The sequence below is a fragment of the Lelliottia nimipressuralis genome (assembly GCF_004402045.1).
Taxonomy (GTDB): domain Bacteria; phylum Pseudomonadota; class Gammaproteobacteria; order Enterobacterales; family Enterobacteriaceae; genus Enterobacter; species Enterobacter chinensis.
In genome coordinates, this window is the sequence record NZ_SOMG01000011.1 from 381,136 (window position 1) to 407,316 (window position 26,181).

Consider the following 26,181-nt stretch of genomic DNA (forward strand, 5'->3'; position numbering starts at 1 on the left):
CGCTTTTTTGGGGTGCTTCAAAGAAAGTTGAGCCGCATCCGTGTATGTTACGCGTTTTTAGCGTGTGCGGTTTTGAGTATGTACGAGTTCAATCTGGTGCTGCTGTTGCTTCAGCAGATGTGTGTGTTTCTTGTCATTGCCTGGCTGATGAGTAAAACGCGCCTGTTTATCCCGCTGATGCAGGTCACCGTACGTCTGCCGCATAAGCTGCTCTGTTACGTCACCTTCTCTATTTTCTGCATCATGGGGACCTATTTTGGCCTCCATATCGAAGACTCTATTGCCAATACGCGCGCTATCGGCGCGGTGATGGGCGGGCTGCTGGGCGGTCCCGTCGTCGGTGGCCTTGTCGGTTTAACCGGAGGGCTGCATCGCTATTCCATGGGCGGGATGACGGCGCTGAGCTGTATGATCTCGACGATCGTGGAAGGGCTGCTCGGCGGCCTGGTCCACAGCTACATGATTAAACGCGGCCGGCCAGATAAAGTTTTTAGTCCGCTTACCGCCGGGGCGATCACCTTTGTGGCCGAAATGGCGCAGATGGCGATCATTCTGCTGATTGCCCGCCCGTTTGAAGATGCGCTGCACCTGGTCAGCAGTATTGCCGCCCCGATGATGGTGACCAACACCGTGGGCGCAGCGCTGTTTATGCGTATTCTCCTCGACAAGCGAGCCATGTTTGAGAAGTACACCTCAGCCTTTTCCGCCACGGCGCTGAAGGTCGCCGCGTCGACTGAAGGGATCCTGCGCCAGGGGTTTAACGAAGAGAACAGCATGAAGGTCGCGCAGGTGCTCTACAAGGAGCTGGACATCGGCGCGGTGGCAATAACCGACCGCGAGCGGCTGCTGGCCTTTACCGGCACCGGGGACGATCACCACCTGCCGGGTAAACCCATCTCTTCAGCCTATACGCTGCGCGCCATTGAAACCGGCGAGGTGGTGTATGCCGACGGTAACGAAGTGCCTTACCGCTGTTCGCTGCATCCGCAGTGCAAGCTGGGCTCGACGCTGGTGATTCCGCTGCGCGGGGAAAATCAGCGGGTGATGGGCACCATCAAGCTGTATGAGGCGAAAAACCGTCTGTTCAGCTCCATCAACCGCACGCTGGGGGAGGGGATCGCCCAGCTGCTTTCCGCGCAAATTCTGGCCGGACAGTATGAACGGCAGAAAGCGCTGCTGACGCAGTCCGAAATTAAGCTGCTACATGCCCAGGTCAACCCGCATTTCCTGTTTAATGCCCTCAATACGCTCAAAGCGGTGATCCGCCGCGACAGCGATCAGGCCGCGCAGCTGGTGCAGTTTCTGTCGACCTTTTTCCGTAAAAACCTGAAACGGCCATCAGAGATCGTGACCCTCGCCGATGAGATTGAGCACGTGAATGCGTATCTTCAGATCGAGCAGGCGCGTTTCCAGTCGCGCCTGCAGGTGTCGCTTTCCGTTCCGGATGAGCTGGCGTATCAGCATCTCCCGGCCTTCACCCTGCAACCTATTGTTGAAAACGCTATTAAACACGGTACGTCACAGCTTCTGGGGACAGGGGAGATAACCATTGCGGCCAGCCGTTTCAACCACCATCTGGTGCTGGATATTGAAGATAATGCCGGGCTTTATCAGCCTTCCGCCTCCGGCGGTTTAGGGATGAGCCTGGTGGATAAACGCCTGCGCGCCCATTTTGGCGATGATTGCGGCATTACCGTCGCCTGTGAGCCAGACCGATTTACCCGTATTACCGTACGGCTGCCGCTGGAGGAAAACGCATGTTAAGAGTGCTGATTGTGGATGACGAGCCGCTGGCACGGGAAAACCTGCGCGTTCTGCTGCAGGAGCAGCCTGATATAGAGATAGTGGGGGAGTGTGCGAACGCCATTGAGGCCATCGGCGCGGTTCACAAGCTGCGCCCGGACGTGCTGTTTCTCGACATTCAGATGCCCCGAATCAGCGGGCTGGAGATGGTCGGCATGCTTGACCCGGAGCATCGCCCCTACATCGTGTTTCTGACGGCGTTTGATGAATATGCTGTTAAAGCCTTTGAAGAGCATGCCTTTGACTATTTACTCAAGCCGATTGAAGAGAAGCGTCTGGAAAAAACGCTCACTCGTTTACGCCAGGAGCGAACCGTACAGGACGTCACGCTGCTGCCGGAAAACCAGCAGCCGCTGAAATTTATCCCCTGCACCGGGCACAGCCGGATTTACCTCCTGCAGATGGATGATGTGGCGTTTGTCAGCAGCCGCCTGAGCGGGGTGTTTGTCACCAGCGCAGAGGGTAACGAAGGCTTTACCGAGCTGACGTTGCGCACGCTGGAGAGTCGCACGCCGCTGATTCGCTGTCATCGTCAGTATCTGGTCAATATGGCGCACCTGAAAGAGATCCGCCTGGAAGATAACGGCCAGGCCGAGCTGGTGCTGCGCGCGGGGCAAACGGTACCCGTCAGCCGTCGCTATCTGAAGAGTTTGAAAGAGGCGATTGGCCTGTAAAACTGGTACACTGCGCGGCATTGCAACATCGACAGTTAAAGGCACTCATGATTAGTAATGACATTCTTCGTAGCCTGCGCTACACCCTGAAAGCAAACAACAACGACATGGTGCGCATTCTTGCGTTGTCCGATATGGAAGCCACGTCTGCAGGTTTCGATACCTGGATGACCAAAGAAGATGAAGAGGGCTTTGTTCGCTGCCCTGACATCATTCTGTCGGGTTTCCTGAACGGCCTGATTTACGATAAGCGTGGCAAAGATGAGTCCGCGCCAGAGCTGGCGCTGGAGCGTCGGGTGAACAACAACACGGTGCTGAAAAAGCTGCGCATCGCGTTCTCGCTGAAAACGGACGATATTGTGGCGATCATGACGGAGCAAAAATACCGCGTTTCCGTGCCGGAAGTGACCGCCATGATGCGCGCGCCGGACCACAAGAATTACCGCGAATGCGGGGACCAGTTTCTGCGTAATTTCCTGCGTGGGCTGACTCACCGGGTGCATCACCCGAAGGCGTGATTTTTAGCCGGGTGGCTGCTTCGCCTTACCCGGCCGACAAAACCCGTAGGCCCGTGCAAGCGCAGCGCCGCCGGGCAAAAAAAAGCCGGAGATAATCTCCGGCTTTTTTGTTATTTCACCTGTTGACCCGGCTTCGCGCCTTCGTCTGGGTTTAACAGGAAGATATCCTTCCCGCCAGGGCCCGCGGCCATCACCATCCCCTCGGAGATGCCGAAGCGCATTTTGCGCGGTGCCAGGTTGGCGACCATCACGGTCTGACGACCAATCAGCACCTGCGGGTCCGGATACGCAGAACGGATGCCGGAGAAGACGTTACGCTTCTCGCCGCCCAGATCCAGCGTCAGGCGCAGCAGTTTGTCAGAGCCTTCCACGAATTCCGCATTTTCAATCAGCGCCACGCGCAGGTCGACTTTGGCGAAATCGTCAAAGGTAATGGTTTCCTGAATCGGATCGTCTGCCAGCGGGCCGGTAACCGGTGCTGCAGCTGCCTTCACCTCTTCTTTAGACGCTTCCACCAGGGCTTCAACCTGCTTCATCTCGATGCGGTTGTACAGCGCTTTAAAGGTGTTCACCTTGTGGCTGAGCAGCGGCTGCGCCATGGCATCCCAGGTCAGTTCGGTGTTCAGGAACGCTTCAGCACGGGCTGCCAGCTGCGGCAGAACCGGCTTCAGGTACGTCATCAGCACGCGGAACAGGTTGATGCCCATGGAGCAGATGGCCTGCAGATCGGCATCGCGGCCTTCCTGCTTAGCGACAACCCATGGTGCCTGCTCGTCCACATAGCGGTTTGCCAGGTCAGCCAGCGCCATGATTTCGCGCACTGCTTTACCGAATTCACGGGTTTCCCACGCCTCGCCAATGGTGGCCGCCGCGTCGGTGAAGGTTTTGTACAGAGCTGGGTCAGCCAGTTCTGCCGCCATCACGCCGTCGAAACGCTTGGCAATAAAGCCCGCGTTACGGGAGGCGAGGTTCACCACCTTATTGACGATGTCCGCGTTCACGCGCTGCACGAAATCTTCCAGGTTCAGGTCGATATCGTCGATGCGGGAAGAGAGCTTCGCCGTGTAGTAGTAGCGCAGGCTGTCCGCGTCGAAATGGTTCAGCCAGGTGCTGGCTTTGATGAACGTCCCGCGAGATTTGGACATCTTCGCGCCGTTCACCGTCACGTAGCCATGAACGAACAGATTGGTTGGCTTACGGAAGTTGCTGCCTTCCAGCATCGCCGGCCAGAACAGGCTGTGGAAGTAAACGATGTCTTTGCCGATGAAGTGGTACAGCTCGGCAGTGGAATCTTTCTTCCAGTATTCGTCGAAGCTGACGGTGTCGCCACGCTTGTCGCACAGGTTCTTGAAAGAGCCCATGTAGCCGATTGGCGCGTCCAGCCAGACGTAGAAGTATTTGCCTGGTGCGTTCGGGATTTCGAAGCCGAAGTACGGCGCATCGCGGGAGATATCCCACTGCTGCAGACCGGATTCGAACCACTCCTGCATTTTGTTCGCCACCTGCTCCTGCAGCGCACCGCTGCGGGTCCACGCCTGCAGCATTTCGCTGAAGGACGGCAGGTCGAAGAAGAAGTGCTCGGAGTCACGCATCACAGGCGTTGCACCGGAAACTACAGATTTCGGCTCGATAAGCTCGGTAGGGCTGTAGGTCGCGCCGCACACTTCGCAGTTATCGCCGTACTGGTCCGGAGATTTACATTTTGGACAGGTGCCTTTGACGAAACGGTCCGGCAGGAACATGCCTTTTTCCGGATCGTACAGCTGAGAGATGGTGCGGTTTTTGATAAAACCATTCTCTTTCAGACGGGTGTAGATCAGCTCCGACAGCTGACGGTTTTCGTCGCTGTGCGTGGAGTGATAGTTGTCATAGCTGATGTCAAAGCCAGCAAAATCGGTCTGATGCTCCTGACTCATTTCGGCAATCATCTGCTCCGGGGAAATCCCCAGCTGCTGCGCTTTCAGCATGATCGGCGTGCCGTGAGCATCGTCCGCACAGATGAAGTTAACCTCGTGGCCGCGCATTCGCTGGTAACGGACCCAGACATCAGCCTGGATATGCTCCAGCATGTGGCCGAGGTGGATTGAGCCGTTGGCGTACGGCAGTGCGCACGTTACCAGAATTTTCTTCGCGACTTGAGTCATAGTAGGCATTACTTCTTTTAACTGTGAAAAGGGTTTTTGATATTACCAAAAGGGGCATTATTAAGTAAGCACAAACCACGGCCTTTCAGGTAAACTTGTTCTTCTAAGGTCTTATTCACAAGAACAAAGGAGTCGGGATGAGTTCTCAATCCCAGGCCAAATCACCGGAAGCCTTACGAGCAATGGTCGCCGGGACGCTGGCTAACTTTCAGCATCCAACCCTGAAGCACAATCTCACTACGCTGAAAGCGTTACACCACGTTGCCTGGCTGGACGATACGCTGCACATTGAGCTGCAGATGCCGTTTGTCTGGACCAGCGCCTTTGACGCGCTGAAAGAGCAAACCAGCGCTGACCTTCTGCGCATTACCGGTGCGAAAGCGATTGACTGGAAGCTGACCCACAGCATCGCCACGCTTAAGCGCGTGAAGAATCAGCCCGGCGTGAACGGCGTGAAAAACATCATTGCTGTCAGTTCGGGCAAGGGTGGGGTGGGTAAATCCTCCACGGCCGTCAACCTGGCCCTGGCACTTGCTGCCGAAGGGGCAAAAGTCGGTATTCTGGATGCCGATATCTACGGGCCGTCCGTGCCGAACATGCTGGGCGCGGAAAACCAGCGTCCAACCTCACCGGACGGCACCCATATGGCACCGATTATGGCGCACGGTCTGGCCACTAACTCCATCGGTTATCTGGTCACCGACGATAACGCCATGGTCTGGCGTGGTCCGATGGCCAGCAAAGCGTTGATGCAGATGCTGCAGGAGACGATGTGGCCGGATCTGGATTATCTGGTGCTGGACATGCCGCCGGGTACCGGTGATATTCAGCTGACGCTGGCGCAAAACATTCCGGTCACGGGTGCGGTCGTCGTGACGACTCCGCAGGATATCGCGCTGATCGACGCCAAAAAAGGCATCGTGATGTTCGAGAAGGTGGAAGTGCCGGTGCTCGGTATCGTCGAGAACATGAGCATGCACATCTGCAGCAACTGCGGTCACCACGAACCTATCTTCGGTACCGGTGGGGCAGAAAAACTGGCCGAGAAGTATCACACCCAGCTGCTGGGTCAGATGCCGCTGCACATTACCCTGCGTGAAGATCTGGACAGCGGAAAGCCGACGGTTGTCAGCCGTCCGGACAGCGAATTTGCAGAGATGTATCGTCAGCTGGCGGGGCGTGTTGCGGCGCAGCTCTACTGGCAGGGCGAAATCATTCCGGGGGAAATCGCGTTCCGCGCGGTGTAAATCCCCAACGCTGGATTGCCGGGTGGCGGCTTCGCCTTACCCGGCCTACAAATGGCACCATCACGTAGGTCGGGTAAGGCGAAGCCGTCACCCGACTTTAACGCAATCGGTAATGCATCAGATAATACTCTCCTTCCGGAGAATCTCCCGTCGCCTCAATGTGCCAGCCGTGTCGCTGGTAAAACGCGATAGCCCGCGCATTCTTCACCAGACATTTAAGTGAACCCGTACTGGTAAACGCCTTCTGCACCTGTTCCAGGAGCAGACGCCCGACCCCGAGGCTTTGATACTGCGGGTCAACAAACAGGTTGTGCAGAAAATTATCGTTCGTCCAGACGGAGGCAAAACCCAGACGATGGCCGTTCTGAACAGCAACCCAAATCACTTCGTCACGGGTTGCCGTGTCAAAATCTTCAAGCTGCCAGTCTGAACTGTCCAGCCATGGCCAGGCTTCGCGCCGGGCGTGGTGGAAGAGCGTACGCAGGAAAGGGCGGTCACTTTCCTGCCAGGGACGAACCAGGATCGTATCAGCGATGATAGAAGATATCTCCATTGTAGGCTTTGTAGATTTTGCCGTCTGCATCGCCAATCAGGACGTAGTTTTCGCCCATATAGGTCCAGTGGGTACCCGCATCCGGGGCCGGAAGGTTACGCAACTGGTACTGTTTAATGGTGTACTCGGGGGTTTGATACTGCGCTGGCGCTGTATCGCCAATTTTAAACTTTGTAAAATCCGCGATGAACTCTTGTTCCTCGTAGGCTTTGATGCCGGATGGCGCAGATGCCGTTTGCGGGGCCGCTGAAGCCGCACTTGCAAGAGACATTACTACACCCAGAAGCAGCCATGTACGCTTAGCCATTTTATCTCCAGTTATACCGTTACTGATACTTTCAGCCTGCTGTTGTGTTGATGATATGGCAGACAGCCTATTTTAAGTATCGCAGCAGAGTCTGTTCGAAAAAAAATGTAACAAAAGTGAACGGTTTTGTGTAGATCAAAAGGTTAATAGTATTTTGTTTATGAATGTTATTTGCTAAGACTAATTCAGTGCAGTAATGTTTTTTTTAATTAAATCTGAAAATACAGTTTTATCATAGATTTGTAGCCTGAAGTACATGCATTTTATTAAAAGCCGATTTAAACTTATAAAAGCGGAGCGGTTTAATTCTCATCTTACGTGATTCCGGTCCTTCATTTATTCCCATACATCACATCGGTGATGTGTGTTTTCGATTTAATTACTTTAAAAAGCAATGCGTTGAAAAATAGGTAATTCTTAATGGGTTGCCTGTTGCGCGTTTGTTGCAACCATGAACGATAAATTAATTCTAATGAAAAACACAACGGTATTATCTGTAATATTCTTAGCGATAAGTCAGTTAACGGGCTGCGTATTTTCTCCTGGGCAAACATTAAGCTCGTCGGGGAAAAATATTATCGCGTCCGGAGATGACAATACTAATTTAGATAAGCGTGTCGATCTTTATCCTCTTACCCCTGCTCTTATTGAGAAACTGCGTCCTGCCAGTGCGAAATCTCAGCCAAATCCTAAGCTGGATGAGCAGGTCAAAAACTGGGAATACCGTATCGGAACTGGGGATATTTTAACCGTCACCGTTTGGGATCACCCTGAACTGACGACCCCGGCCGGGCAATATCGCAGCGCCAGTGACACCGGTAACTGGGTGAATGCGGACGGTACGCTCTTTTATCCCTATGTCGGCAAACTCCCTGTCGCAGGAAAAACGGTTTCTGAAGTCAGGGAAGAGATTGCCGCACGCCTGGATAGCGTCATCGAAAGCCCGCAGGTGGATGTCAGCGTGGCGGCATTTCGTTCACAAAAAGCCTATGTCACCGGAGAGGTCGCCAAATCCGGCCAGCAGGCGATTACCAACATCCCTCTGACGGTAATGGATGCCGTCAACGCGGCGGGGGGACTGTCTGCCGACGCTGACTGGCGCAATGTGGTACTCACCCACGAGGGGAAAGATTCGCGCCTCTCTCTTTACGCGCTGATGCAGCACGGCGACCTGACGCAAAATAAGCTGCTCTATCCCGGCGACATCCTGTTTGTTCCGCGTAATGACGCTCTGAAAGTCTTTGTGATGGGCGAAGTGATCAAGCAGAGCACGCTGAAGATGGACAGGAGCGGGATGACCCTTGCAGAAGCGCTGAGCAATGCGGGTGGGTTAAATCAGGACATGGCCGATGCGACGGGCATTTTTGTCATTCGCTCCATCAGGAAAGGCAATCATGCGGGGAAAATCGCCAACATCTACCAGCTAAATGCGCAGGATGCCTCCGCGATGGTGTTGGGCACCGAGTTTCAGCTTGAGCCCTACGACATTGTCTATGTCACCACGGCACCGCTGTCGCGCTGGAATCGCGTCATCACTCAGCTTGTACCGACCATCTCTGGCGTTCATGACCTGACCGAAACGGTTCGTTACATCAGACAGTGGCCGCAATAATGTTCGATTCCATCTTAGTGGTATGCACAGGAAACATTTGCCGCTCGCCGATAGGAGAGCGGCTGTTGCGTCAGCGGGTACCGGGAAAGCGAATAACGTCTGCAGGCATTTTTGGGCTGGAGGGAAGCCCGGCGGATGTCGGTGCCCGGGAAGTGGCCTGGCGACATGGGATCTCACTGGAAGGGCATCGCGCGCGCAGGCTGACCCCCCAACTGATGCGGGAATCGGATCTTATTCTGGTGATGGAGCCTGCCCATCTTCGCTTTATCTCCGCCATGGCCCCGGAAATCCGCGGCAAAACACTGCTCTTTGGACAATGGCTTGAGCCGCAGGACATCCCCGATCCCTATCGTAAGAGTCATGAAGCATTTGACTATGTTTTCGGGCAGTTGGGAAAAGCCAGTCAGGAATGGGCGTATCGGTTGAGTCAAAAAGGAATGAAGCGTTAATGTCGTCATATACAACAGACAGTTACGGTGCAGCAGCACCCGAAAATCACGAAATTGATCTCGTTCGTCTCCTCGGCGAGATGCTCGATCACCGTGCAGTTATTTTAACAATGACTCTCGTTTTCACTCTGCTTGCTGGGCTGTATGCCTTTTTGGCTACGCCCGTTTATCGCGCAGACGCCTTAATCCAGGTCGAAGGAAAACAGGATAACAGCCTGCTCAAAAATCTCAGCCAGTTCAGTAATGAACTGTCCCCCGATGTTGAGCCAGAACTCCTCCTGCTGAAATCGCGCATGATCCTGGGCGCAACGGTAGACGCATTGGGCTTAACGCAGCATGTGACAGAGCGTACTCTCCCTGTTGTGGGACGCCTGTGGGCGCGTTTGCAGGGCCGCAAGCCCGCCACCTTAACCCTTGGCTGGCTTCAGCTCTCTCCGGTTGAAGGCAAACCACGCTCTCTTATGCTTACCGTGATGGGACAAGGCGCGTATCGGCTGGAGGGGGACAATTTTTACGCCGAGGGCAGGGAAGGGGCTGCGCTGGAAAAGGAGGGGGTATCCCTGCTGGTCAAGACGCTTAATGCCCCACCAGGCACGCGGTTTACGCTCCAGACCAAGACCCGTCTGGAGGCGATTAACGACCTGAGTGCACAATTCAACGTGGCTGAGTCTGCCAGGCAGAGCGGCGTGCTGACGCTGACCCTGACCGGTAGCGATCCTGAGCATATTGCTAATGTCCTCAACCGAATTGCTCACATTTATCTGCAGCAGAATATCGCCCGCCAGGAGGCGCAGGATGCCCGCAGCCTTGCCTTTTTGCAGCAGCAGTTACCCAAAATCAGAAACGACCTGGATTTGGCCGAAGAGCGGCTGAACCAGTATCGCAAACAGCGGGATTCGGTCGACCTCTCCCTTGAAGCGAAATCGGTTCTCGAGCAGATCGTGAATATTGAAAACCAGCTTAACGAGCTGACGTTTCGTGAGGCGGAAATCTCGCAGCTGTTTAAGAAAGAGCACCCGAACTACCGCGCATTGCGTGAAAAACGTCAGACGCTGGAACAGGAAAAGGTCCGTCTGAATCAGCGTATTTCAGCCATGCCCTCCACCCAACAGGATATTTTGCGCCTCAGTCGGGACGTGGAGTCCGGGCGCACCATCTACCTGCAGCTTCTCACCCGCCAGCAGGAGCTGAACATTTCTCGTTCCAGCGCCATCGGCAACGTGCGAATTATCGACAGCGCGGTGACGCAACCCGAACCCATTAAACCGCGGAAACCGATGATTATCGTCGCTGGTATCCTGCTGGGGCTGATGTGCTCGATGGGCCTGGTGCTGGTCCACATTGCACTCCGACGCGGCATCAATACCTCTGAGCAACTGGAAGGGCTGGGCGTACAGGTGATGGCTACCTTGCCGCGTTCGGTATGGCTGTGGAAAAAAACCAACCTGCGCAGAAAACGAGCGTTTGGCACGCGCTGGAAACATAGGGTAACCGACGTACCCTTTCTGCCCGTAGACCGGCCTGCGGATATTTTTGTCGAGGCGGTACGGGGGTTGCGCACCAGTCTGCACTTTACGCTGCAGGAAGCCGCTAACCGAATCGTCATGATTTCGGGTCCCACCCAGGACTGCGGAAAAACGCTTGTCAGCACCTCGCTGGCCGCGATTGAGGCACAGGCCGGGCTCAGGGTGTTATTCATCGATGCAGATATGCGCGAGGGGTATGTCCACAACGTGTTTGGCCTGAAAAATCACACCGGACTGTCCGGCGTACTTGAGGGACAGTGCGCGTGTCAGGAGGCGATTCAGCGCTATGAAAAAGGCAATATTGATGTTCTGACCTGCGGGCCGGTTCCGCTGCGGCCTGCAGAACTGCTGATGAGCGAACGCTTCAGGGCGGTAATGGCATGGGCAGATGAACACTATGATCTTGTGATCCTTGATACGCCGCCGGTGCTCGCCGTTACCGATACCGCAGTGGCCGCCCCGGTGGCGGCAACCTCACTGCTTGTCGCCCGCTTTGGCAAGACCAGCCTGAAAGAGATGGAAAACAGCATCAAGCGTCTGCAACAAACGGGCGCGCGTATCAACGGTACCGTGCTGAATGACGTGGTGAAATCGGCCGCGCTTTATTACAGTGCGGGCTATGGCCATTACGAGTATGGTCAAAGCCCGACACGGCAACAGCGCAAGGATTAATGCTTCACCAGCGTGGCAAAGTAATAGACCAGCGGGATGGCGAGGATCCAAAGTCCAACAGGGATTTCTCGCCATTTTCCTGCAATCGCTTTAATGACAATGTAAAACAGCAGGCCCCCTGCAATACCTGTCCCAAAGCTGTTGGCAATGAGCGTAATCATTACCATCATCAGCACCGGCAGCCCGTCAGTGAAGTTCGCCAGATCCACCTTACGCAGGCCGCTGAACATGTTCAGACCGATCAGGATCAGGGCGGGCGCAGTGGCTTCTTTCGGGATCATCAGCGCAACGGGGGTAAACAGCAGCATCAGCAGGAACATGAACGCGGCAGCCAGCGCCGTCATGCCGGTTTTCCCGCCCGCTTCCGCGGCCGCCGAGGATTCAATCAGCGCAGTGGCGGCAGGAATGCCGACCCACGGACCTATCGCGGCAGCAATGGAGTCCACCATAAACGGACGATTGATATTGGCCATATTGCCCTCTTCATCCAGCAGCCCGGCTTCGCCCCCAACCGCCAGCGTGGTGCCCATGGTGGAGAAAAACTCCGAGGCAAAGAAGACAAACAGGAACGGCAGGAAGGCAATATTCAGTGCACCCAGCATGTCTATGTGGCCCAGCACCGGCGTCAGCGAGTGGGGCATATCAATGAAGCTGGCGGGTAATTTTGTTACGCCCAGCGGGAGGCCGACGAGGGTTGCGAACAGGATTGCCCATAAGATCGCCCCCGGAATACGCCGCGCCTGCAGGGCAATGGCCAGGAACAAACCGGCTAATGCCACCAGCGCTGCGGGCGACAGAAAATCGCCCAGCATCAGCGCGTTGGTTTTCGCGTTGGCCAGCACCAGCCCGGCGTTGCGAAAGCCCAGTACGGCAACGAACAGTCCAATAGACGCCGTCAGCCCCAGCTTGATGGACTGCGGCACCGAACGGGTGACGACTTCACGCAGGCCAAAGCGGGTGAGAAGGAAGAACAAAATCCCCGACCAGCAGGCAATGCCCAGGCCAATTTGCCAGCCGATGCCTTCACTCCCAGCCAGCGTCACCCCGACCAGCACCGAGCCACCAATGCCCGGCCCGACGATAAACGGCAGGTTGGCGTAAAACGCCATCAGCAGCGTACCGGCCACAAACACTAAAATCGTGCCCGTGGTCGCCGCCCCTTTATCCATCCCGCCCACGGCCAGCAGCCCCGGGATGACCACCAGCAAATAGGCTGCGGCGAGAAAACCGGTAAGACCTGCCAGACATTCGGTACGCACGGTACTGCCGCGCGTATGCAGTGCAAAACGACGTTCAATCCAGCTCCCTGGTGCTGGCGAATTAACGGTGTTGTCGGCCATTATCCGGCTCTCCTTCGATATTATTGCGTGGTGTCCGGGGTTTCCCGGTAGGAAATCAGCGGATTGACAATCTGGCGCGTGCTGCCGTCGGTCAGTCCAAGATCGGTCAGATGCGGCCCGGCGTTACACGCAAGGCAGGTTCCTTCAATGGCTTTAAAGACCCGGTACGGTGGCTCCCAGTCGGCAATCTGGCTGCTGCGATCGCGTAATTCGCTGAACTGGCGGGCCAGCTCGGCAGGGGGAAGTTCTGACAGCATGCCCGCGATCGGCATCGCAACATGCGCGATAACGCTACCGTTTTGGACCAGCGCCATCCCGCCACCGCTCTCGATCAGCGTGTTGGCGGCCAGCGCCATATCGTCTGGATCGCGGCCCAGCACCACCAGATTGTGCGAGTCGTGGGAATAGCTGGTGGCGATGGCTCCACGCAGCTCTCCCCAGCCTTCCAGCAGAGCGATTTGCGGTGTTGCCGCATGCCGCGCGTGGCGGTGCTGAACCCAGATCAGGCTAAAGCCAGCCGGTATCTCAATGCGTCCGTGACGTACCCGGGCGTCAGTTTCGCCCCAGCGGGTAAAACGTGCGCCGCTGATATGGCGCAGGCGCGCAACGCCGTGTTTCGCGTTATCGATGCGCATGTAAAAATCACTGGCGGCCAGGGGCGACAGGCGCACGGTATCACGCGGTAGCGCCAGCGGCGTAGCTGCGAGTGGCTCGATCATCGCCCCGTCGCGGGCAATGCATTTTCCGGCGACGTACACCCGGCGAGCCGAGAGTTTTTCCAGGGAGTCAAACACCACCAGGTCCGCGCGTCGACCGGCGGCAATCAGCCCGAGGTCGTTGCGCTGCAGGCGAAGGGAGGCATTCAGGGTGGCAAACCGCAGCGCGTCCGTTGCCGGAAGACCGTGTTCAATCAGCAGGTTGAGCAGGGCGATAATACCGCCTTTTTCCAGCAGGACGTCAGGCGGAACATCATCGGTGCAGACCGTGATTTGTGACGAGAGATGCGGCAGCGTTTTCAGGGCGCTAACAATCTCGGGCAGCAGATAGGGGTGCGAACCGCGGATCTCCAGCGTCAGCCCGGCGCGCAATTTTTCGAGCGCATCCTCGGCGGAGGTGAGTTCATGATCGGAGGTGACGCCCGCCGCCAGATACGCCTGTAAATCGGCGCCGCTGAGGCCGCGCGCGTGGCCTTCAATGAGCTTCCCACTTTCCAGGCCTGCCTGCAGGATCGCCAGCATACGCTGGCTGCCGTTCAGCACCCCGTGCATGTCCATCACCTCCGCCACGCCGCGCACTTCTGGCCAGCCGAGCAGGGTATTCATCTCTTCGCCAGCAAAGTCCGCGCCGGACATCTCCAGCCCCGGTGTGGAAGGCACGCTCGAGGGCGCCGCGACCATCACCTGCAGCGGCAGGTTGCGGCTGGCCTCAATCGCAAAACGGACGCCATTCATCCCGAGCACGTTTGCCAGCTCGTGCGGATCCCAGAAGACCGCCGTGGTGCCCTGCGCCAGCACGATCTCCGCGTAGCGCGCGGGCAGCAGATGCGAGCTTTCAAGGTGAACATGCGTATCCATAAGGCCCGGAGAGAGGAACTGGTTGTTCAGGTCGTGTGTTTCAAGCGCATCGTCACGGCTGCCGCGTGGGTGAACGCTGGCGATGAGTGAGCCAACGATGCCCACATCCGCCTCGCGGATCTCACCGGTTGCCATATCGACAATGCGGGTATGGGTAAGCAACAGGTCAAACGGCGTTTCGCCTCGTGCGGCCTGAACGGCGCGGCGTCGGGTTTCGGCAGTCATGCAATTAACAGTTCCAGCATTGAAATATTGACGTTACTCTATGCACCCGGCAAACGTTTGCCCAGCTGATAAAATTTATCGCCCGATAACCCCGGGTTATTCTGTGACGCGTGTAATGGATAATGATGACGGAACCCTGGCAGCGCTTGCCTGCGCTCTCCCTTCGGCAGCTTCAGTACTTTGTCACTCTGGCGCAGCTGCGTCATTTTACGGATACCGCCAGTAAACTGGCCATCAGCCAGCCTGCGCTCAGCAGCGCCCTGCGGCAAATCGAAACGGTACTCGGCGGCAAGCTGGTCAATCGAACCGCGTCTGCAGTCACGCTGACCGAGCTGGGCCACGCCATTTTGCCGCACGCGCAGCGGGTGCTCAGCGTGGCGCAGATTGCGTTTGATGATATGCAGCAGATTGTGCAGGCCGGCGGCGACGGCACGGTACGTATCGGCCTGGTGCCTTCCGTTAGCTCACTGCTGTTTCCGCTGCTGCCGCAGACGCTTGCCCAGGCCTTTCCACGCCTCCGGGTGGAGTTTCACGATCAAACCAACGACGCGCTGGTGGCGCAGCTCCTGAAAGGGCAGATTGATTTTGGTATCGGGGCGCTGGACAGCTCGGTTCCCGAAGAGCTGGACGTGTTCCCGCTGCAGGAGGACCCGTTTGTCGCGGTGTTCCACTGCGACGATCCGCTGGCCGCGTCGGCGCACGTGCCCTGGAAACAGCTGGTGGGGCGGGATATTGCCGTCTTCTCCAAAGGTAACATCCAGCGGCTGGTCAATGCGCTTGCCGAAAGCCATCGTCTCTCGCTGCAGACGCGCTATCAGCTGGACTATATCGAGACGCTCTACGGCCTGGTGCGTTCGAAGCTGGCCGTGGCGATATTGCCGCAGCTTTATACCACCCATCTGCAGGATCCGCAGCTTAAGGTAGTTCATCTTCAGCAGCCGGCCCTGTCCCGCACGGTGGCGCTGATGCGTGCTCCGCAGGCGCTTCCCCCGCTCATTGAATCCTGCTTTACGCTGATGGTCGACACCTTACGCACGAAGTAACGCGACACTTCTTTACAGCATGGTGGCGCGCAGCCCGATAAGATGACCTTCGTTAAATCAAGAGGTCACAATGGACAACCGCAAAATGAGTCGACTGCGCCGCTGGGTGCGGGAAGGGATCATCCTCGTTCTGCTGACGCTGGTCGTGGTGTGGGGCGTGGATCGGTACCGTCAGCCGACGCTGCCCGCCAGCTTTAGCACAACCCCGATGCAGAGCATTGACGGCAAGATGCACGATATCGCGGCGCTCAGCCAGGAGCGACCGCTGCTGATTTACGTCTGGGCCACCTGGTGCAGCATTTGCCGCTACACGACGCCTGCGGTTAATCAGCTGGCAGAAGAGGGCGGAAATGTGGTGAGTATTGCCATGCGCTCCGGTGATAACGCAAAGCTTGAGCGCTGGGTTGAAAAGAAACAGCTAAAAATGCCGGTGATAAACGATGAAAACGGTGCGATGTCGCAGGAATGGCAGGTGAGCGTGACGCCGACGCTGGTCATTGTGTCGAAGGGTAACGTTGTCAGCACCACGACGGGCTGGACGAGCTACTGGGGATTAAAAATCAGGATGTGGTGGGCAGGCGTATAAAGATAAACCCCTCTTCCGGCGGAAGAGGGGTTTTGTATTACTTAGCCAGAACTTCCTTCGCGGTGCGCTCAACCAGTGACAGCAGGATTTTAATATCCTCCAGCGTCACGGTTGGGTTCAGCAGCGTCAGCTTCAGGCAGGTCACACCGTTATGCTCGGTGACACCGACGTTTGCACGGCCGGATTCCAGCAGCGCATCGCCAATTTTCTGGTTCAGCAGGGCGATACCCGCGTCGTCCATCTGGACCTGTCCATGGAAGCGGAACAAGACGCTTGCCAGCTGTGGCTGCATAACCAGTTCCAGAGCAGGCTGCTCTTTCACGTAAGCCGCAACCTGCTGTGCCAGCGTCACGCCGCAATCGATGATCGCCGCGTACTGCTCCTGACCCAGCGCTTCCAGGCTCATCCACAGCTTCAGCGCGTCAAAACGACGGGTGGTCTGCAGAGATTTGGACACCAGGTTTGGCACGCCTGCCTCTTCGTCGAACTCAGAGTTCAGGTAGGCCGCCTGGTAGCGCATCAGCTCATAGTGGCGCGCTTCTTTCAGCAGGAACGCGCCGCAGCTGATGGTCTGGAAGAACTGCTTGTGGAAGTCCAGGGTAACGGAATCCACCAGCTCAATGCCGTCCAGGTAGTGACGATACTGCTCAGACATCAGCAGCGCGCCGCCCCAGGCCGCATCAACGTGTACCCAGATGTTCTGCTTCGCCGCCAGTTCGGCAATGGCACGCAGCGGGTCGATAGCACCGGCGTCGGTGGTACCTGCCGTCGCGACAATCGCCAGAATCTGTTCGCCGTTCGCATTGCACCGATCAATTTTCGCCGCCAGATCGGTCAGATCCATACGGGAGAATTCATCCGTTTTCACCTGCACGACGGACTGGTAGCCCAGACCCATCAGCGCCATGTTTTTCTGCACGGAGAAGTGTGCGTTCTCAGAGCACAGCACGCGGATTTTGCGCAGATCGCCAACCAGACCGTCCTGCTGAACGGAGTGGCCCTGACGCGCAAAGAACGCATCACGAGCCAACATCAGGCCCATCAGGTTGCTCTGGGTGCCGCCGCTGGTGAAGACACCGGCGTCGCCAGCCTGATAACCCACGCGGGTACGCAGCCATTCGATCAGTTTGATCTCGATGATGGTTGCGGACGGGCTTTGATCCCAGGAGTCCATACTCTGGTTAGTGGCGTTGATCAGCACTTCCGCCGCCTGGCTTACCACCAGGCTTGGACAGTGCAGGTGCGCCACACACTGCGGGTGATGAACGGACAGGCTGTCTTTCAGGAAGAACTCCACGGCGCGTTCAATCGCCGCTTCGTTGCCCAGCCCTTTCGGGTTGAAATCCAGCTTAATGCGGTCGCGCAGTTCCGCGACCGTTTTGCCCTGGTACATCTCAGGCTGTTTCAGCCACTGCATCACAGCCTGAGTGCTTTGTTCAATCGCCTGCTGGTAAGCTTCAATGCTCTGCGCAGAGGAGAACAAAATTGGGTTTGAATCAGACATCGTAATCAACAACTCCGGTTACGCCGGGCGAACGCCCGCAGCAAGCAGCGCCTGCTCGAATTTATCCAGGAAGATCTTCAGCTCTTCATCGCTGATCAGCAGAGAAGGCAGCAGACGCAGGACGATACCGTTACGGCCACCGCGCTCCAGAATCAGACCGGCTTCGAAGCACTTCTTCTGAATCAGTGCAGACAGCTCGCCGTCGCCCGGGAAGCAGCCCATGTGGTCAGCGGCTTCGTGTGGCTTAACGATCTCAATACCGATCATCATGCCCAGACCGCGAACGTGGCCGATAACCGGGTAACGTTTCGCCATCTCTTTCAGCTGGCCTTTCAGCCATTCGCCCTGTGCAGCCACTTTGCCTGCGATGTTCTGGTCTTTCAGGATTTTCAGCGTCGTCAGACCGGTTGCCATCGCCAGCTGGTTGCCGCGGAAGGTACCGGTGTGGTGACCTGGCGCCCATGCATCGAACTGCTTTTTGATACCGAGCACGGCCAGTGGCAGACCGCCACCTACAGCTTTAGACATCACGATGATGTCTGGCTCAATGCCAGCGTGTTCGAAGGCGAAGAATTTACCGGTACGGGCAAAGCCAGCCTGAACCTCGTCGAGGATCAGCAGAATGCCGTGTTCCTGAGTCACTTTACGGATGCGCTGCAGCCACTCAGCCGGAGCCGGGTTCACACCGCCTTCGCCCTGAACCGCTTCCAGGATGACGGCAGCAGGTTTACGCACGCCGCTTTCAACGTCGTTAATCAGGTTATCGAAGTAGTAAGTCAGCGCTTTCACGCCCGCGTCACCACCGATACCCAGCGGGCAACGGTATTCGTGCGGGTAAGGCATGAACTGTACTTCTGGCATCATACCGTCAACCGCTTCTTTCGGAGACAGGTTGCCGGTCACGGACAGTGCGCCGTGGGTCATACCATGGTAACCACCAGAGAAGCTGATGATACCGCTACGACCGGTCACTTTTTTCGCCAGCTTCAGCGCCGCTTCAACGGCGTCAGCACCGGATGGACCGGTAAACTGCAGGCAGTACTCTTTGCCCTGACCAGGCAGCAGAGAGAGCAGATATTCGGAAAACGCGTCTTTCAGAGGCGTTGTCAGATCCAGAGTATGTAACGGCAAGCCGCTGGTAATGACATTTTGGATGCTTTTCAGCACATCAGGATGGTTATGGCCAAGCGCAAGGGTGCCTGCGCCTGCTAAACAGTCAAGGTATTCTTTATTATCTGCATCGGTAATCCACACGCCTTCTGCTTTAGTGATCGCTAAAGGCAGTTTGCGCGGATAACTCCTGACGTTAGATTCAAACTCGGCCTGACGGGCCAGATAGGTTTCGTTGCTTTTGTGGGCATCTACGGTGTCAATACGGACTTTATCCGTCATCATATCACTCCTACAACCGCCGCTTCGTTATGAGCCACGATTGAATAAAAAGTTAAAAAACAGATGGGGGCCTGAAAAAAACGCCGCCAATATAGAGCCTTTTGCCACGGGGCTCAATGGTTAATTTGTTTACCGTTTTGTGACATGGGGCACAGGGGAGGAATTATCCCCGTTTCCAGAAAAAGAGTTGCACTTTATGGCAAATAAAAACAGCCTGTTACGTGTTTTCTGCCCTGACGTTAAAATCATAAAAAAGAGTGTGACAAATCGTGCCATTCGCTAACTGAAAAGGAGGCTGACCGCCTCCTTAGCACACTTATTTCTGCGACAGGTGCAAAAAGCGGTGGTCATGAGGGATGCGCAACGGAATGACGCATTAATAATGGACTTTCAACACGCGTGGTTTCCCGATGGGTTTCACCGTTAATAATATGCAGGGCGCTCAGGCGACCAATTTCATAATGCGGCAGCTGCACCGTTGAAAGAGGGGGGAGAAAGAGCTCTCCAATGCCCACCATATTGTCATAGCCGATAACCGCGATATCTTCAGGAATGCGAAGCCCTTGCGCCAGCAGGGTCTGGTACACCATCAATGCGATACGATCGTTACCGCAGATAACGGAATCGAAATTGGGAATGCCATTCTGAATATGCGCCAGCAGGACTGACGGGATGTCACGATAGTGCTCGTCCCCGAACGCCATGTAGCTGTGTTCCAGGCGGTCCGGGTCGAGCCCCGCTTCACGGCATGCACGCTCCAGCCCCCGGCGGCGCCGGGTTGTAGCCAGATGGTCCGCGGGTAAATGCAGACACAGGGGCCGTCGATAGCCCTCGGCGAGTAACGCCTGCACGGCGGCGTACTGCCCCTGTTCATCATCAGGGATATAGCTGGCGACCTGTTCACCGACACTTTCGCAGTTGGCCAGCACGCAGGGAAGGGTGAGGAGCTTGGCAGGAAGAGGAACCTGGCGTAATCCCATTGTGGTGTAAATAATCCCGTCCGGGCGGTGGGAGAGCAACAGATCGACGATCATATCCGGGTTGTCATCGGTAAACATATTCATGACGAAGCTGTTCCAGCCGTGCAGCCGGGCCGTCTCTTCAATGGACAGCGTAATCTCCACCGAGAAAGGTGTCGTCACCGTATCGAGCGCCAGCACGCCTATGGTTTTTGGCGAGGCATGCGCACCGCGTATTTTCTTGGCGGAAAGATCCGGTACGTAGCTGGTTTGCTCGATAGCCTGCTGTACGCGCGCCAGCGTTTCCGGTTTAAGGCGTTCCGGAGTGTTAAGGGCACGTGAGACGGTCATCAGCGATACGTTAGCCAGCTTTGCGACGTCCTTCAGGGAAGCCATTTTCTTACTCCGTCTATGCTATTAGTTAGAGGGTATACAACTAAGTGACTGATGTAAAAGGAAGGGTATGTATAAAGCAATATCAGCGCGTCGTGATTGACGAATAGTCGATCGCGATCTCACTTCTTTAATGTTAACGTTAACTTTCGTGATTAACATCATAAATCTGATCCAAACTGCATGAGCAGGCTTTAATGTTAACGTTACCATCACACCATTACTCCAACATGAGAATGTCATGATGAAAACGCATCACTCTCACAGCTACCCATTATTGAGCGCATTACTGTTTTTCTTTTTTGTCACCTGGTCTTCCTCCGGCTCTTTGCTTTCCATCTGGCTCCACCAGGAGGTGGGCTTAAAAGCGGGCGACACCGGCATTATCTATGCCGTGCTTTCTGTCTCCGCGCTTTTCGCTCAAATCTGCTATGGATTCATTCAGGACAAACTCGGTCTGCGCAAAAACCTGCTCTGGTTTCTGACCAGCCTGCTCATTCTTTCTGGTCCGGCCTTTTTGCTGTTTGGTTATCTGCTGCAGATTAACGTTTTACTCGGCAGTATTTTCGGCGGGATTTATATCGGCCTGACGTTTAACGGCGGGATAGGGGTACTGGAGTCCTATACCGAGCGCGTGGCCCGCCAGAGCCAGTTTGAGTTCGGCAAGGCGAGGATGTGGGGATCGCTTGGCTGGGCGGTGGCAACCTTTTTTGCGGGGCTCCTGTTTAACATTAATCCGAAGCTGAACTTCGCCGTCGCGAGTTGTGCGGGGCTGGTGTTTTTTGTTTTGCTGGCGCGTCTCAGGGTCTCTTCCGCCCCGCACGCCATGCAGGAAGCGGTATCCGGCGGTAAGGTCACGCTGGAAGATGCATTGCGCCTGCTGACGCTGCCGCGGTTCTGGGCGCTGGTGTTTTTCGTTATCGGCACCTGTATTTACGGCGTTTACGACCAGCAGTTCCCGGTCTATTTCTCCTCCCAGTTCCCGACGTTACAGGAAGGGAACGCCATGTACGGCTATCTCAACTCCTTCCAGGTTTTCCTTGAGGCGGCGGGTATGTTCTGCGCGCCATGGCTGGTGAATCGCCTTGGCGCGAAGAATGGCCTGATTTTCGCGGGCATGGTGATGGCGATGCGCATGGTGGCATCGGGTCTGGTTGAGGGGCCGGTGCTGATCTCCATTACCAAGCTACTGCACGCGGTTGAGCTGCCCGTATTGCTGGTCTCAATCTTTAAATACAACAGCTTACATTTTGATAAGCGGCTCTCTTCCACCCTCTATCTGGTGGGCTTTGCCTGTACAAGCTCGGTAATTGCCTCGGTCCTGTCGCCGCTGGCCGGTTACAGCTATGAGAAATACGGCTTTGCCCAGTCCTATCTCATTATGGGGCTGTTAGTTTTCAGCACCACGTTTATCTCCATCTTCCTGTTGCGCTCGGGTAAGTCCTCTTCCGACCCGCTCATGCCGCAACCTTCCACCATCTGAACGAAAGAGTAGAGAAATGACGTATTCCATTACGAAAGCAGAGCGGGAACTTCAGTCCAGACGCGAAGGGATTAACCTGCGCTGGTATCCGCGTTACCACCTCGCTGCACGCGCTGGCTGGATGAACGACCCAAATGGCCTGGTCTGGTTTGACGGCTGGTATCACGCTTTTTACCAGCATCATCCGTATTCGACCCAGTGGGGCCCGATGCACTGGGGCCATGCGCGCAGCAAGGATTTAGTTCACTGGGAGCACCTCCCGGTTGCGCTGGCGCCGGAAGGGCCAGAAGACAAGGACGGCTGTTTTTCCGGCTCGGCGGTGGTGGATGGCGATACGCTGGCGCTGATTTACACCGGACATAAATTCCACGGCGATCCCGATGACGAGGCGAATCTCTACCAGGTGCAGTGCCTGGCGACCAGCCGTGACGGCATTCATTTTGCCCGGCAGGGAATAATCGTTGACACGCCGCCTGGCCTGCATCACTTCCGCGACCCGAAAGTATGGCGTGAAGGGGAGAGCTGGTACATGGTTGTCGGCGCGCGTGACGGCGAGACGGGCCAGGTGCGCGTTTATCGTTCTGCCGATCTGCGCGAGTGGCAGGATATGGGCGTGCTTGCGGTGGCTGAAAAAGAGATGGGCTACATGTGGGAATGCCCGGACTTTTTCACTCTCAACGGCAAACGCGTGCTGATGTTTTCGCCTCAGGGGCTGGCTGCCGAAGGATTCAAAAATCGCAATCTTTTCCAGAGCGGCTATCTGGTGGGCGAGTGGCAGCCCGGTCAGCCTTTTGTGCGAGAAGGTGAGTTTGTGGAAATGGATTGCGGGCATGATTTCTATGCGCCACAAAGTTTCCTGACGCCGGATGGCCGCCGTATCGTTATCGGCTGGCTGGACATGTGGGAATCTCCCCTGCCGGAACAGGAGGACGGCTGGGCAGGCATGCTCTCTTTACCGCGCGAACTGACGCTTAGCGCGGATAACCGTCTGCAAATGCGGCCGGCCCGAGAGGTAGAAAGCCTCCGGGGAGCGTGGTTCCACTGGCCGGTAAGTACGCTGACAAATCAGCAGATGGCTCTGGTTGAACGCTGCGACGCGCTGGAGGTTATTCTGCAGTGGGATTGCGCTAGCAGCACTGCGGAACAATACGGCATCCGTCTTGGAGCGGGCCTACGCGTCTATGTTGATGCGCAGATGCAGCGCCTGGTGCTGGAGCGACACTATCCGCAGTATGCCCTGTGCGGTACACGTAGCGTCGCGCTCGATTTGAGCGGCACGCTAAACCTGCGCCTGTTCTTTGACAGCTCTTCCGTAGAGGTGTTTGTTAATGACGGAGAAGCCTGTCTTAGCAGCCGCATTTACCCTGATGCTGAGGACCGCGAGCTGGCGCTGTTTGCCTGGACCGGGACTGCGTCGCTTATCAATGCCGGGGCCTGGCAATTAGGCTAACACGGGTTATGTCAGGATAAGGGCATGCGGCGTTTCAGCCATGCCAGAAATTAAAAAAGGCGACCGGAGTCGCCTTTTTTAGCTATGATTTTTTTGCTCTTAAGTAATGTAATTGAAAAAACGCCCATCTGTTAAGGGCGGCTTTAGCAATACACTAAAGGCTTAATGAATGTGAGATATTAGAACTTATTTTGAAAGTTGAGCATTCAATACTTTCTCATTTTCAACCACAAGCGTTAATGTGTAGACTGATTTTTTCCATACTCCGTTATTAGGTTTCCAGTCTTTAGAAAGAAGATATTCAGCAGCATCAGAGATGGGCTTATTTATTACATGATCTGCTTCACTGGAAAACTGCTTAAAGCTATTGCTTGTCTTCGCTGGCTTAACATCACATTGTCCGTTTGCATCCATAACCTGGGTGCAACCTTTAGGAAGATGTTTGTATGCTGATTGAGCATGTTGTAGAGCGTTAGCAGCATTTTCAAGAGCCTGTTTTTCAGCAGCAGCATTGATAGTTGCCGTGCGGTTTTGTTCTGCTATATAACAAGCATCTTTACTAACTCCTTGTGCTTCACACTTAGCCATTCTATCAGCAGGTGAAGAACATGCAGAAAGCAGGGAGGAAATACCCGCTAACACCGCTATCATCATTAACTTTTTCATTATTACCTCATAAATTACAGTTATACGTATATGTATCTAACATCAAACCGATCCATACCCCTAACGCTATAAGACTCATGTACAGAACAGCAGAAAGAAAAACATACTTTGCCATGGTCGATATCATCAGTGTAATTAGCTGTAGCCAGTTAAATAAAATTCATGCGGTGAGTTTGTAGCTTTATCGGCGGTTAACTGGCTTCTTTATTTCAAAACTCTTAGTCAGAACCTCTAAGAAAGAGGCTGGAATTAAAAACTTTCATCACCATCCGATCGAAGCTGACGCCGCTACAATTTCATCGCCGTTAGATGTACCTGATGTAGAGAGGGTCGCGGCTACATTTTCAGCGAACTTATGACGATAGCCGATTGCGTAACCTTGTGCATCCTTGAAGTTCGCAGCACCGACAGCAACAGCGTTATCTGTATTAACGTAATGCAAACCAGCGATAGAAGCAGCACCTGCGATACCTGCACGATATTCTTTTCGATCCTCATTCTGCTGATTTTCTAAAGAAGAGAATTTAGCGTTGTTTTGATTTTCTAAAGTTGTAATACGTTGCTCATGATTTGCTAATTGTGCACTGTGATTTTGAATAGTGGTTTCTTGTGCTTGCTGGCGTGACTGAACGTTAGCAACAGCAGCTTTATTAGCTGCGGATACTGTTTCTGCGTCAACAGCTAAAGATTGAGCATATACTCCCGTATTATATCCCTGAGTAGCTTTATCAGATGTAGCTTGTATTGTCTTATCTTGTCGATCTTGATCGGCATTAAAAGTGTTTGTATCTACCTTAGTTGCTATAGCAGCGGTGTTAGCGTCTGCTTTATTGTTTGCATCGGTAGCAGTGATTTCCGCATGTTCAGCAGCTGCTTTAGCCGATGTTGCTAAGGTATTAGCAGTAGTAGCTTTAGCATCTGCAGCAAGAGCGTTAGTATTAGCTATGGTAGCTAAGGTAGTAGCAGAATTGGCTTTAGCATCTACAGCAACAATATCAGCGCCATTTTTAGCTACACCCTGTAAAGCTGTGTCTGCTTTGTTATTGGCTGTAGCTGAAAGTGCCCCCGCTTGTTTAGCTTCCTGGTCAACACTAGAAATATCGGTTTTTAGATTGCCGACATCAGTTTGCAATGTTAGAGCCATTCACAACGTTTTGTTGTAAAGCCTGATCAGCTTTATTTTCAGTGTCATTAATCAAAATATCTTGCTTGCTATCAGTGATAGTTTGACCTGCTGTGTTATCGTCAACTTTCTGATTCAGAATAGTAATAAGTTGTGCATTAGCATTAACACCAGTTTGAGCAGCATCAGCTTTAACAGCAGCGTTTTTAATTGCATCATCACGCAATAAATTTTCATTCTGCATGTTAATAATGTCAGTGCGATTAGTACCGATATCAATGCGGTTTGCATCGTCACGATCATAGTTTTGCTGATTGATTTGGGTTTGAGTCCAGCCTAAAGAATCTACAACATCATCAGTGCTTATCGTAGCAGCATTAGCTACACCAGCGCATACAACACCAAATACAAAAACAGCAATCGCTGGTTTATTTAAATATTTCATTTGTTAACTCTCATCATCAATGCAAGTAAAAATTAAAGTAAGGGCGCTATCCTGGCGTGAAGATATAACTTCTTGTAATATCTCGATAATCTGGGGATTTTGATTTAATAACTTATTTCGTGACGTGTAGTAACTATCTATGAATGTGTAGTTTTGATTATTGATCTATATCAAAAATAGCATCTATAGATAATTTGGTTTGCTGTGATGAAAATAAATTTATCTCAACAAATACAGTTAGTTATGTTTTCATTGGCATGTTGTGTGAAAAAAATCCGAAACATAAATCTATTAGTGTATCTTAAGTATTTTGGCGGAAAATGATGCAAAATGTATAAAACAGTTAATGCAAATTTATAGATTTTTTTACATTCATTATTATCGAATTCATTTTGTGTTTTGAATGAAAGCAATATTGAACCTAATAATATTTTCAGTGGGCGCTTGTAAAAAATATTTATATTGAAAATTCTATTAAAAATGTATCTCGCTT

General features: G+C 54.2%; 22 protein-coding genes. 11 read left to right on the plus strand and 11 right to left on the minus strand.

Features of this window, described 5'->3' with window-relative positions; translation table 11 throughout:
- Positions 1-78 precede the first annotated feature (78 nt).
- Genes E3U32_RS05035 through E3U32_RS05045 form a run of 3 tightly spaced genes read left to right on the plus strand, consistent with a single transcriptional unit; the run spans position 79 to position 2,995 of the window.
- Entirely contained in the window at positions 79-1,764 is a 1,686-nt protein-coding gene (locus E3U32_RS05035; RefSeq protein WP_024908145.1) for a sensor histidine kinase, read from the plus strand.
- Entirely contained in the window at positions 1,758-2,477 is a 720-nt protein-coding gene (gene btsR / locus E3U32_RS05040) for a two-component system response regulator BtsR (RefSeq protein ID WP_024908144.1), read from the plus strand. Before E3U32_RS05035 ends, btsR begins: the two co-directional genes overlap by 7 nt.
- Before the next feature lie 47 nt (positions 2,478-2,524).
- Complete coding sequence (locus tag E3U32_RS05045) at positions 2,525-2,995, plus strand: DUF1456 family protein (RefSeq protein WP_006176388.1); 471 nt, start codon at positions 2,525-2,527, stop codon at positions 2,993-2,995.
- Positions 2,996-3,105: 110 nt separating this feature from the next.
- Here the strand turns inward: E3U32_RS05045 and metG are convergent, their stop codons facing one another.
- Complete coding sequence (gene metG / locus E3U32_RS05050; protein WP_134347877.1) at positions 3,106-5,139, minus strand: methionine--tRNA ligase; 2,034 nt, start codon at positions 5,137-5,139, stop codon at positions 3,106-3,108.
- A gap of 137 nt (positions 5,140-5,276) precedes the next feature.
- Here metG and apbC point away from each other — a divergent pair, with 137 nt between their 5' ends.
- Positions 5,277-6,386: an iron-sulfur cluster carrier protein ApbC gene (gene apbC / locus E3U32_RS05055; RefSeq protein WP_134347878.1), complete on the plus strand. Its 1,110-nt coding sequence runs from the start codon at positions 5,277-5,279 to the stop codon at positions 6,384-6,386.
- A gap of 97 nt (positions 6,387-6,483) precedes the next feature.
- Here the strand turns inward: apbC and E3U32_RS05060 are convergent, their stop codons facing one another.
- Together E3U32_RS05060 and E3U32_RS05065 are read right to left on the minus strand one after the other, a co-directional pair.
- On the minus strand, positions 6,484-6,939 hold the full coding sequence (locus tag E3U32_RS05060; protein ID WP_134347879.1) for a GNAT family N-acetyltransferase: 456 nt from the start codon (positions 6,937-6,939) through the stop codon (positions 6,484-6,486).
- Complete coding sequence (locus E3U32_RS05065) at positions 6,914-7,246, minus strand: RcnB family protein (protein ID WP_134347880.1); 333 nt, start codon at positions 7,244-7,246, stop codon at positions 6,914-6,916. The genes E3U32_RS05060 and E3U32_RS05065 overlap by 26 nt, the downstream gene beginning before the upstream one ends.
- A 472-nt stretch (positions 7,247-7,718) precedes the next feature.
- Between E3U32_RS05065 and E3U32_RS05070 the strand changes: the two genes are divergently transcribed.
- The 3 genes from E3U32_RS05070 to etk are packed head-to-tail and all read left to right on the plus strand — an operon-like array spanning position 7,719 to position 11,505.
- The gene (locus tag E3U32_RS05070) at positions 7,719-8,858 is read left to right on the plus strand and encodes a polysaccharide export protein (RefSeq protein WP_134347881.1); all 1,140 of its coding nucleotides are present in this window, start codon (positions 7,719-7,721) and stop codon (positions 8,856-8,858) included.
- Positions 8,858-9,307 (plus strand): protein tyrosine phosphatase, encoded by a 450-nt coding sequence (locus tag E3U32_RS05075; RefSeq protein WP_134347882.1) that lies wholly within the window; start codon positions 8,858-8,860, stop codon positions 9,305-9,307. Before E3U32_RS05070 ends, E3U32_RS05075 begins: the two co-directional genes overlap by 1 nt.
- Positions 9,307-11,505, plus strand: a complete 2,199-nt coding sequence (gene etk, locus E3U32_RS05080; RefSeq protein WP_134347883.1) for a tyrosine-protein kinase — start codon at positions 9,307-9,309, stop codon at positions 11,503-11,505. The genes E3U32_RS05075 and etk overlap by 1 nt, the downstream gene beginning before the upstream one ends.
- Here the strand turns inward: etk and E3U32_RS05085 are convergent.
- Both E3U32_RS05085 and E3U32_RS05090 read right to left on the minus strand, forming a co-directional pair.
- Positions 11,502-12,845, minus strand: coding sequence for an NCS2 family permease (locus E3U32_RS05085; protein ID WP_134347884.1), 1,344 nt, complete (start codon positions 12,843-12,845; stop codon positions 11,502-11,504). The two genes, etk and E3U32_RS05085, sit on opposite strands and share 4 nt — an antisense overlap.
- 20 nt (positions 12,846-12,865) lie before the next feature.
- The gene (locus E3U32_RS05090) at positions 12,866-14,644 is read right to left on the minus strand and encodes an adenine deaminase (protein ID WP_134347885.1); all 1,779 of its coding nucleotides are present in this window, start codon (positions 14,642-14,644) and stop codon (positions 12,866-12,868) included.
- A gap of 122 nt (positions 14,645-14,766) precedes the next feature.
- Here E3U32_RS05090 and E3U32_RS05095 point away from each other — a divergent pair, with 122 nt between their 5' ends.
- A complete protein-coding gene (locus tag E3U32_RS05095; RefSeq protein WP_166790904.1) occupies positions 14,767-15,687 on the plus strand; it encodes a LysR family transcriptional regulator in 921 nt (306 codons plus the stop codon).
- A 70-nt stretch (positions 15,688-15,757) separates the two neighbouring features.
- Positions 15,758-16,273, plus strand: coding sequence for a protein disulfide oxidoreductase (locus tag E3U32_RS05100; protein WP_134347886.1), 516 nt, complete (start codon positions 15,758-15,760; stop codon positions 16,271-16,273).
- 37 nt (positions 16,274-16,310) lie between these two features.
- Here the strand turns inward: E3U32_RS05100 and E3U32_RS05105 are convergent, their stop codons facing one another.
- From E3U32_RS05105 to E3U32_RS05115, 3 genes are all read right to left on the minus strand, one after another.
- Complete coding sequence (locus tag E3U32_RS05105) at positions 16,311-17,777, minus strand: pyridoxal phosphate-dependent decarboxylase family protein (protein WP_134347887.1); 1,467 nt, start codon at positions 17,775-17,777, stop codon at positions 16,311-16,313.
- Positions 17,778-17,795: 18 nt separating this feature from the next.
- Positions 17,796-19,172, minus strand: coding sequence for a diaminobutyrate--2-oxoglutarate transaminase (locus E3U32_RS05110; protein ID WP_134347888.1), 1,377 nt, complete (start codon positions 19,170-19,172; stop codon positions 17,796-17,798).
- A 344-nt stretch (positions 19,173-19,516) separates the two neighbouring features.
- Positions 19,517-20,524: a LacI family DNA-binding transcriptional regulator gene (locus E3U32_RS05115; protein ID WP_134347889.1), complete on the minus strand. Its 1,008-nt coding sequence runs from the start codon at positions 20,522-20,524 to the stop codon at positions 19,517-19,519.
- 238 nt (positions 20,525-20,762) lie between these two features.
- On the opposite strand from E3U32_RS05115, the gene E3U32_RS05125 reads away from it, so the two are divergent.
- Together E3U32_RS05125 and E3U32_RS05130 are read left to right on the plus strand one after the other, a co-directional pair.
- Entirely contained in the window at positions 20,763-22,004 is a 1,242-nt protein-coding gene (locus tag E3U32_RS05125; protein WP_134347891.1) for an MFS transporter, read from the plus strand.
- 16 nt (positions 22,005-22,020) lie between these two features.
- Positions 22,021-23,454: a glycoside hydrolase family 32 protein gene (locus tag E3U32_RS05130; RefSeq protein WP_134347892.1), complete on the plus strand. Its 1,434-nt coding sequence runs from the start codon at positions 22,021-22,023 to the stop codon at positions 23,452-23,454.
- 186 nt (positions 23,455-23,640) lie between these two features.
- On the opposite strand, the gene E3U32_RS23740 is transcribed toward E3U32_RS05130, so the two are convergent.
- The 3 genes from E3U32_RS23740 to E3U32_RS05145 all read right to left on the minus strand — a co-directional run bounded on the left by E3U32_RS23740 (position 23,641) and on the right by E3U32_RS05145 (position 25,688).
- Positions 23,641-24,120: a hypothetical protein gene (locus E3U32_RS23740; RefSeq protein WP_286164170.1), complete on the minus strand. Its 480-nt coding sequence runs from the start codon at positions 24,118-24,120 to the stop codon at positions 23,641-23,643.
- 262 nt (positions 24,121-24,382) lie between these two features.
- Entirely contained in the window at positions 24,383-25,264 is an 882-nt protein-coding gene (locus E3U32_RS05140) for a YadA C-terminal domain-containing protein (protein WP_134347893.1), read from the minus strand.
- Complete coding sequence (locus E3U32_RS05145; protein WP_134347894.1) at positions 25,242-25,688, minus strand: hypothetical protein; 447 nt, start codon at positions 25,686-25,688, stop codon at positions 25,242-25,244. Before E3U32_RS05145 ends, E3U32_RS05140 begins: the two co-directional genes overlap by 23 nt.
- Positions 25,689-26,181 lie beyond the last annotated feature (493 nt).

Bases quoted from the DNA above. Each gene is read 5' to 3' on its own strand.
- E3U32_RS05035 (WP_024908145.1), top strand. From the start codon at position 79: ATGTACGAGTTCAATCTGGTGCTGCTGTTGCTTCAGCAGATGTGTGTG.
- btsR (WP_024908144.1), top strand. From the start codon at position 1,758: ATGTTAAGAGTGCTGATTGTGGATGACGAGCCGCTGGCACGGGAAAAC.
- E3U32_RS05045 (WP_006176388.1), top strand. From the start codon at position 2,525: ATGATTAGTAATGACATTCTTCGTAGCCTGCGCTACACCCTGAAAGCA.
- metG (WP_134347877.1), bottom strand. From the start codon at position 5,139: ATGACTCAAGTCGCGAAGAAAATTCTGGTAACGTGCGCACTGCCGTAC.
- apbC (WP_134347878.1), top strand. From the start codon at position 5,277: ATGAGTTCTCAATCCCAGGCCAAATCACCGGAAGCCTTACGAGCAATG.
- E3U32_RS05060 (WP_134347879.1), bottom strand. From the start codon at position 6,939: ATGGAGATATCTTCTATCATCGCTGATACGATCCTGGTTCGTCCCTGG.
- E3U32_RS05065 (WP_134347880.1), bottom strand. From the start codon at position 7,246: ATGGCTAAGCGTACATGGCTGCTTCTGGGTGTAGTAATGTCTCTTGCA.
- E3U32_RS05070 (WP_134347881.1), top strand. From the start codon at position 7,719: ATGAAAAACACAACGGTATTATCTGTAATATTCTTAGCGATAAGTCAG.
- E3U32_RS05075 (WP_134347882.1), top strand. From the start codon at position 8,858: ATGTTCGATTCCATCTTAGTGGTATGCACAGGAAACATTTGCCGCTCG.
- etk (WP_134347883.1), top strand. From the start codon at position 9,307: ATGTCGTCATATACAACAGACAGTTACGGTGCAGCAGCACCCGAAAAT.
- E3U32_RS05085 (WP_134347884.1), bottom strand. From the start codon at position 12,845: ATGGCCGACAACACCGTTAATTCGCCAGCACCAGGGAGCTGGATTGAA.
- E3U32_RS05090 (WP_134347885.1), bottom strand. From the start codon at position 14,644: ATGACTGCCGAAACCCGACGCCGCGCCGTTCAGGCCGCACGAGGCGAA.
- E3U32_RS05095 (WP_166790904.1), top strand. From the start codon at position 14,767: ATGATGACGGAACCCTGGCAGCGCTTGCCTGCGCTCTCCCTTCGGCAG.
- E3U32_RS05100 (WP_134347886.1), top strand. From the start codon at position 15,758: ATGGACAACCGCAAAATGAGTCGACTGCGCCGCTGGGTGCGGGAAGGG.
- E3U32_RS05105 (WP_134347887.1), bottom strand. From the start codon at position 17,777: ATGTCTGATTCAAACCCAATTTTGTTCTCCTCTGCGCAGAGCATTGAA.
- E3U32_RS05110 (WP_134347888.1), bottom strand. From the start codon at position 19,172: ATGATGACGGATAAAGTCCGTATTGACACCGTAGATGCCCACAAAAGC.
- E3U32_RS05115 (WP_134347889.1), bottom strand. From the start codon at position 20,524: ATGGCTTCCCTGAAGGACGTCGCAAAGCTGGCTAACGTATCGCTGATG.
- E3U32_RS05125 (WP_134347891.1), top strand. From the start codon at position 20,763: ATGATGAAAACGCATCACTCTCACAGCTACCCATTATTGAGCGCATTA.
- E3U32_RS05130 (WP_134347892.1), top strand. From the start codon at position 22,021: ATGACGTATTCCATTACGAAAGCAGAGCGGGAACTTCAGTCCAGACGC.
- E3U32_RS23740 (WP_286164170.1), bottom strand. From the start codon at position 24,120: ATGAAAAAGTTAATGATGATAGCGGTGTTAGCGGGTATTTCCTCCCTG.
- E3U32_RS05140 (WP_134347893.1), bottom strand. From the start codon at position 25,264: ATGGCTCTAACATTGCAAACTGATGTCGGCAATCTAAAAACCGATATT.
- E3U32_RS05145 (WP_134347894.1), bottom strand. From the start codon at position 25,688: ATGAAATATTTAAATAAACCAGCGATTGCTGTTTTTGTATTTGGTGTT.